The sequence below is a fragment of the Rhodococcus sp. 05-2254-2 genome, from assembly GCF_002259095.1.
Classification (GTDB): domain Bacteria; phylum Actinomycetota; class Actinomycetes; order Mycobacteriales; family Mycobacteriaceae; genus Rhodococcoides.
Window position 1 is genome coordinate 266,729 of record NZ_NOZJ01000001.1, and the last position, 15,299, is coordinate 282,027.

A 15,299-nucleotide genomic window follows, 5' to 3' on the forward strand; every position below is an offset into this window, starting at 1 on the left:
TCATTTCCGAGCCCGGCGAAACTGCCTGAAAGAGGAGCGATTTCCGATGGACATGTTCAAGCGACGCACTGCCGCGACCCGATCGTTGCGTTACGTGGCCCCGGTCCTCGCGATCGCAGCTCTCGGGCTCTCCGCCTGTAGCAACGGCGAGGTCCCGTCCGACGTCCCCGGCACCGTCCCGCCGGTGTGGACCGGAGAGGCCGATCCGTCGGCAGAAGCCGTCGCCGGCGACAGCCCGGCCGAGTCGAGCTCCGGCGACATCATCGAGGCCGCACTGCGCGACGCCTCCGGTGCCGAGGTCGGCACGGTGTCGTTCATGTCCGAGGGCGACAAGCTCACCGTCACCGCCGAGGTCGAGGGCATGACCCCGGGCTTCCACGGCTTCCACGTTCACACCGTCGCCGCTTGCGAGCCGAACTCCGTGGCACCGACAGGCGGGGAGCCCGGCGCATTCCTGTCCGCGGGCGGTCACCTGCAGGTCGACGGCCGCACCGAGCACCCGGCCAGCGGTGACCTGACGTCCATCCAGGTCGGCGAGGACGGCACCGGAATGCTCGTCACCACCACCGACGCGATCACACTCGACGATCTGCGTGCCGACGGTGCCGGAACCTCGGTGATCGTGCACGACGGTGCCGACAACTTCGCCAACATCCCGCCGCGGTACACCCTGCCCGACGGTGCCGCCGTGCCGGACATGACGACTCTGATGACCGGCGATGCCGGCTCGCGGGCGGCGTGCGCGGTACTGCAGTAGTTTGAGCGCTCCCCGGATCGACTTCGCGAGTTCACCGCGCCCGACGCTCGGCGTCGAGTGGGAGATCGCGCTGGTCGACAAGAACACGCGAGACCTGGTCAACTCCGCCGAGGCGGTCATGGACGGTGTCCGCGACCTGGCCGGGGACACCCCGCGGGTGACGAAGGAACTGCTCCGCAACACCGTCGAACTCGTCACCGGAGTGTGCGAGAACGTCGGGGAGGCGATGGCAGACCTCGGTGAGTCTCTATCGCTCGTCGAGCGCGCGGCGGATCCGCTGGGGATCGATCTGTTCTCGGCGGGGACCCATCCGTTCGCGGAGTGGTCCACCCAGCAGCTCACCAGTTCCCCGAGTTACGACGAGTTGATCGCTCGGACGCAGTGGTGGGGTCGGCAGATGCTGATCTGGGGTGTGCACGTGCACGTGGGAGTGTCGTCTCCCGACAAGGTCTTTCCCATTCTCAACTCACTGCTGCTGCAGTACCCGCACCTGCTGGCACTGTCGGCGTCCTCACCGATCTGGGCGGGCAACGACACCGGCTACGCCAGCAATCGTGCGTTGATGTTCCAGCAGCTGCCGACGGCCGGGCTGCCGTTCCAGTTCGAGAACTGGCCGCAGTTCGAGGGATTCGTTCGTGATCAGCTCAAGACCGGCGTCATCGAGCAACTCGGCGGCATGCACTGGGACATCCGGCCCGCCCCCAAGTGGGGAACCATCGAGGTTCGGGTGTGCGACGGGGCGTCGACCAAGCGGGAGCTCGCGGCTCTCGTCGCGTTGACGCACTGCCTCATCGTCCATCTCGACGAACGTCTCGAAGCGGGGGAGACCCTGCCGTCGATACCGCCGTGGCACGTGCAGGAGAACAAGTGGCGGGCTGCCCGGTACGGCCTCGATGCCGAGATCATCCTCGACTCCGACAGCAACGAACGTCTGGTCACCGACGACCTGAACGACCTGCTCGAGAAGCTGACGCCGACGGCCGTCCGGTTGAACTGCGTCGACGAGTTGGCCGCGGTGGCCGACATTCCGCGGCTCGGGGCGTCCTACCAGCGTCAGCGGGCGGTGGCCGCGAAATCCAACGGTGACCTGCGAGCCGTCGTGGAATCGTTGGTCACCGACCTCCGCGCCTGATCCGGCGCGGCTCGCGCTACTCGTCGGGGTCGTTCGGTTCCATCTCGTTGACGATCAGCAGTCCGTCGCGGCCCCGCTGTTCTCGATAGGCGACGCGGCCCACGGTATGCGCGATCACCGGAGCGGTGACCAGCGTGAAGATGCCCACCAGCACGAGCATCCAGATGTCGACGTTGCCGCGAAGGCTGATGATGGCCCCGATCAGCACCATGATCAGACCGACCACCTGCGGCTTGGTGGCCGCGTGCATCCGCGAGAGGGTATCGGGGAAGCGCACGATGCCGACGGCCGCGGTGAAGGCGAGCAGTGCTCCGAACAGGATGAAGGCGGAGGCAATGACCTGGGCTACGGTGCTCATTCGTCCCTCACTGTGTCACTCATTCGTCCCTCACTCTGAATCGCGCGATGCTGACCGACCCGACGAAGCTGACCAAGGACAGCGCGACGATGGCCGGTACGAGGGTGGTGTCGCGGCTGTAGACGGCCCACACACCGAGACCGCACATCGAGACGGCCAGGATCGTGTCCATCGCGACGAGACGGTCGAGCGTGCTCGGTCCGTCGAGCAGTCGGTAGGCGGTGAGAATCGCGGCACCGATCAGAAGGGCTCCGGCTATCGCCAGGACGACGGTCACGACCAGTCCCCCTTCCTCTTGTCGTCGGTCTTCTTGTCGTCCCTCGGGGCGTCGCGGTCCGTCGATGCCGGATCGTCGCCGAGCACTCCGTGGTACTGCTCGTACTCCTGGAAATGCAGCGGGCTCGGCTTCCAGTCGGAGTCTCGCTCGAACGCCGCGATGAAGAGTTTCTCCAGGTTTCGTACGTAGGCGTAGAAGCCGTCGACGGCCTTCTGCGTGCCCATGTCCAGCACGTGCACGTAGAGCAGGCGTCGGGTTCGGTCGATCTCGAGCACCATGGTGCCGGGCACGAGGTTCATCGCGTCGACGAACAGGGTGAGCACCAGATCGGATTTGATCGCGATGCGGCAGCGCAGCACTCCGGTGACCGGCGGTGCTTTCGGGCGGATCGCCAACCAGGCCACATTGACGCTGGATTCCCCTGCGTAGTAGAGAAATACGACGGCCAGCTTGACGAGTGAGAACACGTGGATGCGGCCCTCGACCGGAACGCGAGGCAACGGCAGCAGCACCATGATGAGCAGTCCCACCGCGATGCCGCCCAGGACGTTCGCCGCAGAGACGTTGCCCCACAACAGAACCCAGATTGCCGTCAGCCACGCGAGCGTCCACAGGCGCAGCAGAACGGAGCGGTTCATCTTCATCGGGTGCCCTCCTCGTTCGTGCGCGACTGCTCGTAGGCCTGATCGCCGACCCATTCCGCACCGCGCACCGCATCGATGTACACCGACCGATCGCGAAGATCTGCCGCGGCGCGATCGCTGATGTCGATGATGGGGCCGGCGAACACCGTCATGGCCAGGCCGACGGCGACGAGCCCGATGGTCGGAAGCAACATGAAGGCGGGCATCCGGCCCACGTCCTCGCGGTCACCGAACTGGATGTCGGACGAGTCGTCGAGAAGAGCGGACGGGCTGTTGTCCGCCAGGTCGCCCTCGGGAGCGTCGGCGCGAGCTCGCCAGAACGCCTTGGTCCAGACTCGGGCGACGACGTACAGCGTCAACAGGCTGGTGACGGTTCCACCCGCGACGAGCAACCAGGCCAACACGCTGCCCTGCTCGCTACCGGCCTGCAGCAGTGCGACCTTTCCGATGAAACCCGAGAACGGCGGAATGCCACCGAGATTGAGGGCCGGCACCAGGAACACGATCGCCAGCACCGGGCTGGCCGCAGCCAGACCGCCGAGGCGTCGAAGCGACGACGAACCGGCCTGACGCTCGATGAGACCAACGACGAGGAACAGCGTCGTCTGCACCAGAATGTGGTGGGCGACGTAATAGATCGAGCCGGACAATCCCGATTGTGTCGACAGAGCGACGCCGAAGATCATGTAGCCGATATGGCTGACGAGGGTGAACGACAACAGTCGCTTGATGTCGCTCTGTGCGATGGAGCCGAGGATGCCGACGAGCATCGTCAGCAGGCCGCAGACCATCAGTACGTTGTCGAGTGAGCCGTCGGGGAACAGCAGGGTGTGCGCGCGGATGATCGCGTACACACCGACTTTCGTCAGCAGGCCGGCGAACACGGCGGTGACCGGTGCCGGGGCGGTGGGATACGAGTCGGGCAGCCACGTCGAGAGCGGGAACACCGCGGCCTTGATGCCGAACGCGACCAGTAGAACCGCGAAGATCGCGGTTCTGGTTCCTGGGGTGATGTCGTCCATGCGTACCGCGATGTGGGCCAGGTTCAGCGTCCCGGTGGCTGCGTAGACCAGCGCGATGCCGATCAGGAAGATCAGCGAGGACACCATCGACACCATCACGTAAGACACGCCCGCACGCACGCGGTCGGCACTCGCGCCGAGTGTCAGCAACACGAACGAGGCCGCGAGCAGCACCTCGAAGCCGACGAACAGGTTGAACAGGTCGCCTGCAAGGAACGCGTTGCAGACACCTGCGGTCAACGCGAGGTAGGTCGGCAGGAAGATCGAGACGGGCTGATTCTCGCTACCGTCGCGGATGCCCTGGCCGATCGAGTAGACCATGACGGCCAGCAGCACGATGGACGAGACGACGAGCATCATCGCCGACAGACGGTCCACCACGAGGGAGATGCCGAGCGGGGAATCCCAACCGCCGACCTGCAGTGCGCTGGTGCCGTCGCGATCGGCGAGATAGAGCATCACCGACGAGATCGCGACCACCGCGGTGAGCGCGACGATGGTGATGAATCGCTGAGCGCGAGGCCGTCGCCCCAGCACCAGGGTCGACGCGGCGGCGAGCATCGGAATCAGTACCGGCAGCGGAGTCAGAACGTCGATCACTGCGGGGGAGATCGTCATGCGTGGTCTCCCTTCTCATCTGGGCGGCTGTTGTCCTTCTCGGCGGTGTCGAGTCCGTCCAGCCCGCGCAGCTGCGGATTGTCGTCGTCGTTGTCGAAATCACCGTCGTGCAGATCCTCGTAGCACTCGAGATCCTCGAGGTTTCTGATCTCCTCGAGCGGAATGGGGTTGCCCTTCGAGTCGAATGCGTCGCCGCCGAAGCTCGGCTCGCCCGTCACCGGGTCGTCCGAGCGGTCGCGGTCGGGGGCCTCGGCCATCGAGCGGCGCCGGGACACCTTGGTGTCCTCGGGGTCGTTCTCGACGTCGTCCTTGGTATTGAGGGTGAACGACCGGTAGGCCAGAGCCAGCACGAACGCCGCGATTCCCATCGTGATGACGATTGCCGTCAGGATCACCGCCTGGGCCAGCGGGTCCGCCATCTCCTGGTTCACCGCGTTGTCCCGACCCACGATTGGCGGGGCTCCCGCAGGGCCGGCGATCGTGAGCATGAGCAGGTTGACGCCGTTGCCGACGAGTAGCAGGCCCAGCAGCATCTTGGTGATACTGCGCTCGAGCAGCAGATACACACCCGCCGCGATGAGGACACCGACAATGACGAGCATTCCGAGATCAGCGGTCATGGGGCGCTCACTCGGCCTTGGCTCTGCATTTCCACCTGTGCGTCGAGACGCGCGCCGAGACTACGGAGCACGTCGAGTACCAACCCGACCACGATGAGATACACACCGAGGTCGAAGAACAATGCGGTGACCAACTTGATGTCGCCGAGGATCGGCAACGTCACCTCCAACGTCGCCGAGGACAACGCCGGGGCTCCGAGGAACATCGACGCCACCGCGGTTCCGGCCGCGAAGATCAAGCCGAGTCCGAGGATCTTTCCGGCGTCGATCGGAACTGTCTCACCGAGCTCGTAGCGGCCACCGGCCAAGTACCTCAGCACCAGCGCCAGGCCGGCGGTGAGGCCACCGGCGAAACCGCCTCCGGGAGCGTTGTGACCGGAGAAGAAGAAGTAGATAGAGAGCACCATGATCGTCGGGAAGATCAATCGCGTCGTGACCTCGAGAATCAACGAGCGATGTCGCGGATCGATCAGATCGCCGCCGAGCAGCCACGTCGTCTCCGCCGCGTAGTTCGCATCGGAGGACGACGAGGGGGCGTCGGACACCCGCGGAGCGCTACCGAACCGGCGGTTGCGGAAGACCAGGCTCGCCACGCCAGTAGCCGCGACGAGCAGGACGCAGATCTCGCCGAGAGTGTCCCAGGCGCGGATGTCCACGAGGATCACGTTGATGACGTTCTGGCCGTCGCCCAGGTTGTATGCGGCGTCCGGCAGGAGCAGCGACACCGGGTCTGTGTTTCGGGCGTTCATCGCGAACGCACCCAGGATGCTCACGGTCGCCCCGACGGCGACGGCGAGCACCGCGCGAGGCCCGCGCGATCCGGCCGAACCCCGGTCGTCGACCTCGGCCGGGAGCTTGCGCAGGACGAGCACGAACATCACGAGGGTCAAGGTCTCGACGAGGAATTGGGTCAGCGCCAGGTCCGGGGCACCGTGGATGGCGAAGATGACTCCGCAGCCGTAGCCGGTGAGACCGACGAGAATGACGCTGGCCAAGCGGTTGCGCATCACCGTGGCTCCGAGGCCACCCGCGATCATGATGGCCCCGATGATCAGCTGCAACGGGTTGTTCCACAGGGTGTAGTCCAAGTCCGGTTCTGCGCCGAGGATCAGCACGATCATCGGCAGCAGCACCAGCGTCAGCAGGATCGTGCCCTGAGTGAGAGGGAGCGAACCGCGCTGCGTGGTGCCGGTGAGGCGGATCGACAGGGTGTCCATGGACTTGAGCACGTTGTCGTAGATGCGGTCTGCGTTGCCGAGCGGAGGATGCTCGAACTTGAGCCGGTTGACCACCCGATGCGCGATGAACAACCCGACACCACCGGTGACGACGACGACGGTCAGCGCGAGCGGAAGATTGAAACCGTGCCAGAGGGCCAGGTGGTAGGGCTCCTGGCCGTACGACGGGAGGGTGCGAGCGTAGGGACTGACGATGTGGTCGACGACCGAGGATGCGAACCCGGCGACCAGACCGAGCACCGCAAGGAAGGCGGGTGCGGCGAGGAACAGTGCGGCCGGCGCGTGCATCGCCTTGACCGACGGACTCGCTCGCTTGAGCTGCTTGCGCGCGAACGCGCCCCAGACGAACCGAATGCTGTAGGTGACCGTGAGTATCGAGCCGATCACCAAGCCTGCGACGACGACGGCCGCGACCGTGGGATCGAGCGTCGGCGTGCTGATCACGGCCGATAACGCCGTCTCCTTGCCGACGAACCCGAGCATCGGCGGAAGTCCGGCCATGCTGGCCGCGGCCAGCGCGGCTATCGCGGCGAGCCAGGGAGCCTTCTTGCCCAGGTGAGCAAGTTTGCGGATGTCGCGGGTGCCGGTGGTGTGATCGATGATGCCGACGACCATGAACAGCGCCGCTTTGAACATCGCGTGGGCGATCACCATCGTCAGGCCGGCGAGCATCGCCTTCTCCGAGCCGATGCCGACCAACACCATGAGGAAGCCGAGCTGGCTGACGGTGCCGAACGCGAGGATCAGCTTGAGGTCGAATGCGCGCAGAGCGCGCCACCCGGCCAGGATCATCGACAGCAGTCCGAGGCTGATCACCGTGGCGCGCCACGGGCCGGAATCGGCGAACCCCGGGGCCAGGCGCGCCACCAGGTAGATGCCCGCTTTGACCATGGCAGCGGCGTGAAGGTAGCCGCTGACCGGTGTCGGGGCGGCCATGGCTCCGGGGAGCCAGAAGTGCAGTGGCACGATGGCCGACTTGCTCAGTGCGCCGATGAGGACCAGCACGATCGCGACACCGGGCAACCAGCCGCCCGGCGCGTTCGCGACCAGCTCGGAGAGGTTGTAGGTGCCGGACACCTGGCCGAGGATGATGATGCCGACCAGCATCGCCAGGCCACCCGCGGTGGTGACGAGCAGTGCCTGGGTGGCCGCTCGTCTGCTCGACGCACGCTCGGCGTAGTGGCCGACGAGCAGGAACGACAGGACCGTCGTGATTTCCCAGAAGATGTAGAGCACCAGCATGTTGTCGCTGGTGATGAGGCCGAACATCGCACCGGAGAACGCGACCATTTCGGCGGCGAACAGCCCGAGCCGAGGCTCGTCGTCCTCGAAGTAACGCGCGCAGTAGAGCAGAATCAGTGCGCCGATGCCGAGAACCAGCAGCGACATGATGGCCGCGAGAGAGTCGAACCGCATGTCGATGTTCATCGACAGGCCAGGGACCCATTCGATGTTCAGTTTCTGTTCGGTTCCCCAGTTGCCGAACACCCAGATCAGGCTGAGCAGGGGTACGAGCGCGAGTGGGAAAAAGGCATTGCGACCCCACCAGCGGACGAACAGTGGCGCGAGCAGCGCGGCGGCGGCATGCGCAAGAAGAATGGCGAGCAAAAATCACTCCGTCGTCTCGGTCGCATCGGCGGTGAAACCGAGCGGTGGTCGTAGGGCGGCGATGAGTAGGGTGTGCGAAGTCCGTGTGAAGTTCGATGTGAAGCTTTGAGAAATAATGAACCGGTTGCCGAGCGGCAGCCGCGAGTTGTCGTTGTCCACTTTACTTTGCGAGGTAGGCGGCGTGCCAGGCGGTACAGAACGCTGCGGGTCCGGGAGTGAGGAGAGCGCGTCGGTGACCGATTCGAGGCTCATTCGGACCGCCGGGCTGGCGTACGTCCGCGATCGTCGAATGATTCAGACACGATCGGCCGGAAAGTCCGCGTTCTACATGGCGGGCGGAAAGATCGACCCGGGCGAGACACCCGAGCAAGCACTGCATCGCGAGATCAGGGAAGAGCTCGATGCAGCGGTGACGGACGCCCGGCTCCTCGGGGTGTTCGAGTGTGAGGCCTGGGGGCACCCGGCAGGAACCCCGCTCGAGATCACGTGTTTCCTCGCCGATCTGGCGTCCGAGCCGACGCCGACCAGCGAGATCGCAGAGATCAGGTACTTCACTCGCGACGAGTACGCCGCCATGCCGGACGTTGCTCCGGGGTCGCTGATGGTGTTCGACCGGATGAAAGCGCTCGATTTGATCGACTGAAGCGCGTATGTTGGTCGTAGAGAGAACGTACGTTCTCTCTCGGTCACCGCGAAGGAGTCTCATGACGAACCTGTCCCAGAAAGCCACCACCCTGCTCGAGCTGCACAAGCCGGGCAACCCGGTCGTATTGCCGACGGTGTGGGACGCCTGGTCTGCCAACCTCGCCGTCTCCGCCGGGTTCACCGCGCTGACCGTCGGAAGCCACCCCGTCTCGGACTCCATCGGCAAGCCCGACAACGAGGGCATCACCTTCGACGAACTGCTCACCCGCATCTCGCAGATCTCCGCAGCCGTCGACGTTCCGCTGTCGGTCGACATCGAATCCGGCTACGGCGAGGACCCCAAGCGACTCATCGACGGACTGATCTCTGCCGGAGCCGTCGGCCTCAACATCGAGGACACCGTGCACAGCGAAGGCGGACGCCTCCGCGAAGCGCAGGAACACGCAGACTTCGTCGGAGCACTGCGCGCAGCATCCGACGCCACCGACGTCCACGTGGTCATCAACGCCCGCACCGACCTGTTCGTCAAGGCAATCGGCGACGAGAGTGACCGCGTCGACCGAGCCATCGCCCGGTTGAAGCTGTGCGCCGCAGCCGGTGCCGACTCGCTCTACCCCGTCGGCTTCCACAACGACGCGGACTACAAGCGTCTCGCCGAGGAACTCCCGCTGCCGATCAACGCCATCGCCAACCCGGCCGAAGGCGACCTGTCGCACTTCGCCTCCCTGGGCGTGGGTCGCATCAGCTTCGGCCCGATCTTCCAGATGGAGCTGGCCAAGCGGGCAGAGGAAATCCTCGGCCGCTGGAAGTGAGAGCGGCTTCGCCGCAGGTGAGCGGAAACTCGTAGCCTGCTACGAGTTTCCGCTCACGACCCGTAGGCCCGCAGATGCGCCACCTGCTCGGGATCGAGTGACGGTCTGACCGTCGCCCGAGCGGCGGCGACATCGGCGGCGGTGACGTCGGCCGCATCCATCGACCGACGCATCGCCGTCAGCGCGGCCTCACGCAGCAACGCCGCGCAGTCGGCCGCGGAGTAGCCGTCGAGGTCGCGCGCCAACGACTCGAGATCGACGTCCTCGGCGAGCGGGATGGATTTGCCCGACGCCCTCAGGATGTCAACGCGGGCATCGGAATCCGGCGGCGGCACGAACACGAGCCGCTCGAGCCGGCCGGGCCGGAGCAGTGCGGGATCGATCAGGTCGGGTCGGTTGGTTGCCCCGAGTACGACGACGTCGCGCAACGGTTCGACGCCGTCGAGTTCGGTCAGCAGCGCCGCGACGACTCGATCGCCGACGCCGGAATCCGAGCTCTGGCCGCGTCGGGGCACGAGAGCATCCACTTCGTCCAGGAAGATCAGCGAGGGAGCGGAATCTCGGGCGCGTTGAAAGAGTTCTCGGACAGCCTTTTCCGAGGAGCCGACCCATTTGTCCATCAGCTCTGCGCCCTTGACCGAGTGCACGCTGAGTTGCCCGGAGCTCGCCAGCGCACGCACTAGGAACGTCTTGCCGCAGCCGGGTGGACCGTACAGAAGAACTCCCCGCGGCGGCTCGATTCCCAATCGCGCGAACGAATCCGGGTGACGCAGCGGCCACAGTACCGCCTCGGTGAGTGCCTGCTTGGTCTCCACCATGTCGCCGACGTCGTCGAGCGTGAGACTACCGATCGCCAGTTCTTCGCTTCCCGAACGCGACAGCGGGCGAATGACCTGAAGAGCGCCCACCAGATCGTCCTGCGTCAACGAGGCCGCGGCCGAATCGTTCGATGCGCGCGCCGCTGCCCGCAGCGCCGCCTCCCGCGTCAGGGCGGCCAGATCGGCGACCACGAAACCCGGTGTCCGTGAGGCGATCTCGCCCAGGTCGACGTCGCCCTGCGGAACCTTTCGGAGGAGATGCTCCAGCAATCCCTTGCGGCCTGCCGCGTCGGGCAGGGTCAGGGTGAGTTCACGATCGCACAGGTCCTGACCGCGCAGTCTGGGATCGGTCGCCTCCGGATGGGCCGTCGTCGCGATCAGGGCGAGACCCGGAGTGTCGACGGCCCGGCGCAGTACATCGAGGACGAACGTGGACGCCGGTTCGGGCTCGGAGGGCAACAACGCGTCGACGTCGGTGATGAGCAGAACCCCGGAACCGGCGAGTTCGTCCACTGCCGCGGTGACGCGATCGACCCGGGCCGACGCCTCGAGCGCGCCGATCGACGGTCCGTCCAGCACGACGCATGCGCGTTCACCGACGACCGCGCGCGCCAACGTCGCCTTGCCGACCCCACCCGGTCCGGTGATCAACACCCCCAGATGCGGCGATGCGCCGAGCGTTGCCAGCAACTCCGACTCGTCCAACGCCAGCCGCAGCCACTCGGTCAGCTTGGCCGCCTGCGCGCTCACTCCCACCAGATCGGCTGCGCTCACTCTGGCCGCCGTGGCTTTCTGTGGCGCTGACACAGGTGCGGATGCCGAGGCAGCGACGGTGCCGGAGCCCCACCCGACCGCCGAATTGGGTTGCACACTGACCGGCTCATTCGACGGGTCGACGGCCGAGACCGTCAACAGTTCGGTGGTCCACGCGACCCCGAATGTCCTCGACAGCGCCTGCGTCGCAGATGTCGTCGAGGTTCCGGGGCCGAGATCACGGGGGAGGAGTGAGACCGTGTCGCCCACCGTCAGTACCTTGCCGAGCAACGCTTGTCGCAGGGTGGCGTCGGAGATGGAACCGGTGGCGAGCGCGGAGCCGGTCACAGTGACGGCCTTGGCCCCGTAGACGGTGACGGGTCCGACTGCGACAGAAGCATTTTCGCGAAGGCCGGTGTTGGAGAGCGTCACGTCGTCCAGCAACGCGGTGCCCTGAGGTGATCCCTCGGGAGCCGAGGCGACGACGGCGGCTGTGCGACGAGAACCGATGAGCGACACCGCATCCCATTCCCGCAGGCCCAGCGCCGCAAGGACTTCCGGATGCAGGCGCACGACGCCGCGTCGGGCATCGGCCGCCGAGGTGTTGAGGCGGGCAGTGAGAACGAGCTCAGGCGTCGTCGAGCGAGATTCGGTCACCACAGCCACACTAACGGGTCGGCTGCGCGCGGATCAGCTGCGAGGCCGACGCAGTCCCAGACGAGCCTGCGACCGGCGATTGTTACCCGGCGCTCGTCGGATGGCGCGACGCTCGGCGCGGCGCTCGGCCGGCTTGGCGTCCCAGGTGTACGGGCGCGCGGCGGTCCACCGCTGCGAGCGCACCGCGAACGGGATGTGCACCAGGTAGGCCAGCACCAGGCCCATCAGCAGGATCAGCGGGAAGGTGATGAGCGCGGCTGCGAGCAGTGCGACGAGCACCAGCAGGATCGCGGCCAGTCGCGGCGGCACCGAGACCGTCTTGAGCGCGAGCGTGGGGATGCGGCTGACGATGAGACCGGCGGTGAGGATCGCCCATCCGGCGACGACGTAGAACGAGGCCCACCAGCCGTCGCCGAACTGCTCGAAACCCGCGATCGGTGCCATGGCGATGAGCGCTCCGGCCGGTGCGGGAACACCGGTGAAGTACTCGCGCGCGTAAGCGGGAGTGTCGTCCTCGTCGAGCAGAGTGTTGAAGCGCGCGAGGCGGAGCACGATGCTCACCGCGTAGACCAGCGCCACGATCCAGCCGCCGCTGCTGCCCTCGAGCAGTGTCACGTACAGCACCAGCGCCGGGGCGACACCGAACGAGATGGCGTCGGACAGCGAATCCAGTTCGGCACCGATCTTGCTGGTGGCGTCGAGCAATCGGGCGATGCGACCGTCCAACGCATCGAGGATCGCAGCGGCACCGATCATGGCGAGCGCGGTACCGAGCTGGCCGTCGAGGGCGAACTTGACCGCGGACAGGCCGGAGCACAGCGCGAGAATCGTGACGACGGACGGCAGCAGACGAATGGCAGCAGGTGGCTTGGCGCGTCTGGTGATCATGTCGGTTTCTACTGCGAGAGCTCGGCGAGCACTGTTTCGGCACCGACGGCCCGCTGGCCGCGTTCGACCAGCAGGGTGGTGCCCGCCGGGAAGTAGGTGTCCACGCGGGATCCGAATCGGATCAGTCCGTAGGTGTCGCCGATCGACAAGGTGTCGCCGACCTTGGCGTTGTTGATGATGCGTCGCGCAATCAGGCCGGCGATCTGCACGACGGCGACATCCTGACCGGAAGCGGTTCTGATGTGCATGCTGTTGCGCTCGTTGACCTCGCTGGCCTCGGCGAGGTCGGCGGATTTGAACTGACCGCGACGGTGCACCACTTCCACGACTTTTCCGGCGACGGGAACACGCTGTACGTGGACGTCGAGGACGGAGAGGAAGATGCTGACGCGCGGGACCGGCTCGGAGCCGAGAGCGAGCTCGGCCGGAGGAACGGCAGTGTCGACGAGTGTGACCAGGCCGTCGGCGGGAGCGACGACGACGCCGGGGCGATTCGGCGGCACTCGCGACGGGTGGCGGAAGAAGGTGGCGCAGGCTCCGGCGGCAACGAGGCCGGCGTTGCGGACCCACTTGGAGCGTCGACCGAGAACGGCGACGGCCAGCGGACCGCCGACGAACGGCAGCCCTGCGGGGTGTAGCGGTGGAATCGTTTCACGGACCAAGTCGACGATGTGAGCCGCTCCGGTGCGGGGCGGTTGACCAATCGGGGCGGGACGGCGTGCCACGGTCTCCTCTAACTTTTGTCGGACAGGTGTCGGTAGGTCGTGGTGCTGCGAGCGAATCGTGCGTCAACACGCGACTGCCGGAGCCATCACAGCGTACGTGAGGGCCCCGGCAGTCGAGAGGTGCGAGTGAGATCAGACGCGGCTGCGGCCCGTCACGAGCTTGACCAGGAACAGCAGGATGCACGCGCCGAGCAGGCAGGTGATGAAGCTGAAGATGATTCCGCCGCCCTCGACGTCGAGGAACGTGCTGAGCAGGAAGCCGCCCAGGAGGCCGCCGACGATGCCGACGACGATGTTCAGGATGATGCCCATCTGAGCATCCGTCTTCATGATCTTGCTACCGATCCAGCCGGCGAGTCCGCCGATGATGATCCAGCCTACAAATCCGAGTCCCAACATAGGGTGCCCCCACTTTCCGTTCGTGTTTGTTGCTTGTCGAAACGACGGATGCCCGCGGGAAACAAACCTGAAACATTCCTGAGAAAAGTTATTTCTGGCTGGACTTCTCGCTCTCGGCCTTGATTCGACGCAGGGTCTTGTTCATGCCCTCGACGAGTTCGACGTCGAACTCGTCGATGCCCCCGAGGATGCGCTTGACCAGCAGTGACGACACTGCCGTGGTGCCCGTCGGTGCCTCCCGCTTCTCGACGACGGTTGTTCCGGTCGCGGTGGGAGTGAGCGTGTAGGACCAGATCGTCTTGTTCTCCACGACGCGGAACGCGAGTTCGCGGTTGGGTTCGAAGGTGACGACCTTGGCGGTGGTCGGCCAGACGAGCATCCCCTTGCGGTTGACGTTGAGCGTCTTGGTGCCCTTGCCGACCGGTCCGCCGAAGACCTTCATCTTCTTGCACTGCGGGCTCCACTCGCCCATGCGCTGCAGATCGGACACGATCGACCAGACGGTCTCGGGGCTCGCGGCGATGTCGATCGTGGCTTCGAGAGTCTTGCTCAACGTGGGCCTCCAGGTATGTGTGACTGAACGTTACGACAAATCGGTCACAGCATATGTGTGTCCGAGCTCATAGCGAAACGGGGCGACGGGGAATGTAAGAGAAGTTTGACATCGGAATCGAATGGGGGTGAGATATGTCAAAGAACTCGTACACGCACGGGAGGTTGTCATGAGGGTCGGACTGTCACGAGTGTCCGCAACAGTTCTCGGAACTGCCCTCGCCGCCGGTGTCGGGATCGTCGCCGCATCGGTGCGAGAAGAAGGCGGGTGGCAGGTAGGTCTGGTGTTCGCCGCGGCGGTGGCCCCTGCCCTCGTCGGCGCGATGTGGACATTGGTTCCGCAACGATCACCGAAGATGCCGGAGAATCCGGAGGATTCCGTCGAGTTCCAGTGGTTGCAGCACGCGTCGTCCGGTGCCTTCTTCGACCTGATGATCGCACTCGGCCTCGCGTCGGCTGCCTCGGCGATACTCGACACGGAGTTGGTTCCGGTAGTCGCGTTTCTGGTGTTGGCCATGGCCGACGTGGCCGTGCGGTACCTGGTCGTCTCGCGTACGCAGCGGTGACTTCGAATCACGTGCACCGGCTGCGCACTGCTGCCGGTTTGTCACAACAGCAGTGCGCCGACGCGGTCGGCGTCAGCAGGCAGACGATCATCTCGATCGAGAAGGGCCACTTCGACCCGCGGCTCTCTCTCGCGTTCCGCCTGGCCCGGCTGTTCGAGGTCAGCGTCGACGAGTTGTTCGATCCACGGTGATCGAGCAACCTTCCACAGG

The 15,299-nt window shown here is 65.7% G+C and carries 17 protein-coding genes; 6 read left to right on the forward strand and 11 right to left on the reverse strand.

Going from position 1 to position 15,299, the window contains the following annotated elements; all coding sequences use genetic code 11:
• Positions 1-46: 46 nt before the first annotated feature.
• A complete protein-coding gene (gene sodC, locus CH283_RS01355) occupies positions 47-757 on the forward strand; it encodes a superoxide dismutase[Cu-Zn] (protein ID WP_068048094.1) in 711 nt (236 codons plus the stop codon).
• Complete coding sequence (locus tag CH283_RS01360) at positions 720-1,889, forward strand: glutamate--cysteine ligase (protein ID WP_094640995.1); 1,170 nt, start codon at positions 720-722, stop codon at positions 1,887-1,889. Before sodC ends, CH283_RS01360 begins: the two co-directional genes overlap by 38 nt.
• A gap of 16 nt (positions 1,890-1,905) precedes the next feature.
• Here CH283_RS01360 and mnhG read toward each other — a convergent pair whose 3' ends face one another.
• From mnhG to CH283_RS01390, 6 genes are read right to left on the reverse strand one after another with little or no spacing between them, the layout of a single operon-like run.
• A complete protein-coding gene (mnhG, locus tag CH283_RS01365) occupies positions 1,906-2,247 on the reverse strand; it encodes a monovalent cation/H(+) antiporter subunit G (RefSeq protein ID WP_068048100.1) in 342 nt (113 codons plus the stop codon).
• A gap of 19 nt (positions 2,248-2,266) precedes the next feature.
• The gene (locus CH283_RS01370; protein WP_032393772.1) at positions 2,267-2,524 is read right to left on the reverse strand and encodes a monovalent cation/H+ antiporter complex subunit F; all 258 of its coding nucleotides are present in this window, start codon (positions 2,522-2,524) and stop codon (positions 2,267-2,269) included.
• Complete coding sequence (locus CH283_RS01375; protein WP_373454856.1) at positions 2,521-3,162, reverse strand: Na+/H+ antiporter subunit E; 642 nt, start codon at positions 3,160-3,162, stop codon at positions 2,521-2,523. Before CH283_RS01375 ends, CH283_RS01370 begins: the two co-directional genes overlap by 4 nt.
• 2 nt (positions 3,163-3,164) lie before the next feature.
• The gene (locus CH283_RS01380; RefSeq protein ID WP_094640997.1) at positions 3,165-4,808 is read right to left on the reverse strand and encodes a Na+/H+ antiporter subunit D; all 1,644 of its coding nucleotides are present in this window, start codon (positions 4,806-4,808) and stop codon (positions 3,165-3,167) included.
• Positions 4,805-5,428: a Na(+)/H(+) antiporter subunit C gene (locus CH283_RS01385; protein ID WP_094640998.1), complete on the reverse strand. Its 624-nt coding sequence runs from the start codon at positions 5,426-5,428 to the stop codon at positions 4,805-4,807. The genes CH283_RS01380 and CH283_RS01385 overlap by 4 nt, the downstream gene beginning before the upstream one ends.
• A complete protein-coding gene (locus CH283_RS01390; RefSeq protein WP_094640999.1) occupies positions 5,425-8,274 on the reverse strand; it encodes a Na+/H+ antiporter subunit A in 2,850 nt (949 codons plus the stop codon). Before CH283_RS01390 ends, CH283_RS01385 begins: the two co-directional genes overlap by 4 nt.
• Positions 8,275-8,506: 232 nt before the next feature.
• Here CH283_RS01390 and CH283_RS01395 point away from each other — a divergent pair, with 232 nt between their 5' ends.
• Positions 8,507-8,917: an NUDIX hydrolase gene (locus tag CH283_RS01395; RefSeq protein WP_369597663.1), complete on the forward strand. Its 411-nt coding sequence runs from the start codon at positions 8,507-8,509 to the stop codon at positions 8,915-8,917.
• A gap of 61 nt (positions 8,918-8,978) precedes the next feature.
• Complete coding sequence (locus CH283_RS01400; RefSeq protein WP_094641000.1) at positions 8,979-9,731, forward strand: isocitrate lyase/PEP mutase family protein; 753 nt, start codon at positions 8,979-8,981, stop codon at positions 9,729-9,731.
• 53 nt (positions 9,732-9,784) lie between these two features.
• Here CH283_RS01400 and CH283_RS01405 read toward each other — a convergent pair whose 3' ends face one another.
• The 5 genes from CH283_RS01405 to CH283_RS01425 form a co-directional block, all read right to left on the reverse strand.
• Positions 9,785-11,959, reverse strand: a complete 2,175-nt coding sequence (locus CH283_RS01405) for an AAA family ATPase (RefSeq protein WP_094641426.1) — start codon at positions 11,957-11,959, stop codon at positions 9,785-9,787.
• A gap of 33 nt (positions 11,960-11,992) precedes the next feature.
• Positions 11,993-12,847, reverse strand: a complete 855-nt coding sequence (gene pssA / locus CH283_RS01410) for a CDP-diacylglycerol--serine O-phosphatidyltransferase (protein ID WP_037186737.1) — start codon at positions 12,845-12,847, stop codon at positions 11,993-11,995.
• A gap of 8 nt (positions 12,848-12,855) precedes the next feature.
• Positions 12,856-13,572, reverse strand: coding sequence for a phosphatidylserine decarboxylase (locus CH283_RS01415; RefSeq protein ID WP_068048123.1), 717 nt, complete (start codon positions 13,570-13,572; stop codon positions 12,856-12,858).
• Positions 13,573-13,704: 132 nt separating this feature from the next.
• The gene (locus CH283_RS01420) at positions 13,705-13,971 is read right to left on the reverse strand and encodes a GlsB/YeaQ/YmgE family stress response membrane protein (RefSeq protein ID WP_068048126.1); all 267 of its coding nucleotides are present in this window, start codon (positions 13,969-13,971) and stop codon (positions 13,705-13,707) included.
• An 88-nt stretch (positions 13,972-14,059) separates the two neighbouring features.
• Positions 14,060-14,524, reverse strand: coding sequence for an SRPBCC family protein (locus CH283_RS01425; RefSeq protein WP_068048129.1), 465 nt, complete (start codon positions 14,522-14,524; stop codon positions 14,060-14,062).
• A 169-nt stretch (positions 14,525-14,693) separates the two neighbouring features.
• On the opposite strand from CH283_RS01425, the gene CH283_RS01430 reads away from it, so the two are divergent.
• Positions 14,694-15,089 carry a hypothetical protein gene (locus CH283_RS01430; RefSeq protein WP_141215320.1) on the forward strand — a complete coding sequence of 132 codons (396 nt, stop codon included), beginning with the start codon at positions 14,694-14,696 and terminating at the stop codon, positions 15,087-15,089.
• The gene (locus tag CH283_RS01435; RefSeq protein ID WP_068048135.1) at positions 15,086-15,280 is read left to right on the forward strand and encodes a helix-turn-helix transcriptional regulator; all 195 of its coding nucleotides are present in this window, start codon (positions 15,086-15,088) and stop codon (positions 15,278-15,280) included. Before CH283_RS01430 ends, CH283_RS01435 begins: the two co-directional genes overlap by 4 nt.
• The last annotated feature ends 19 nt before the right edge of the window (positions 15,281-15,299 follow it).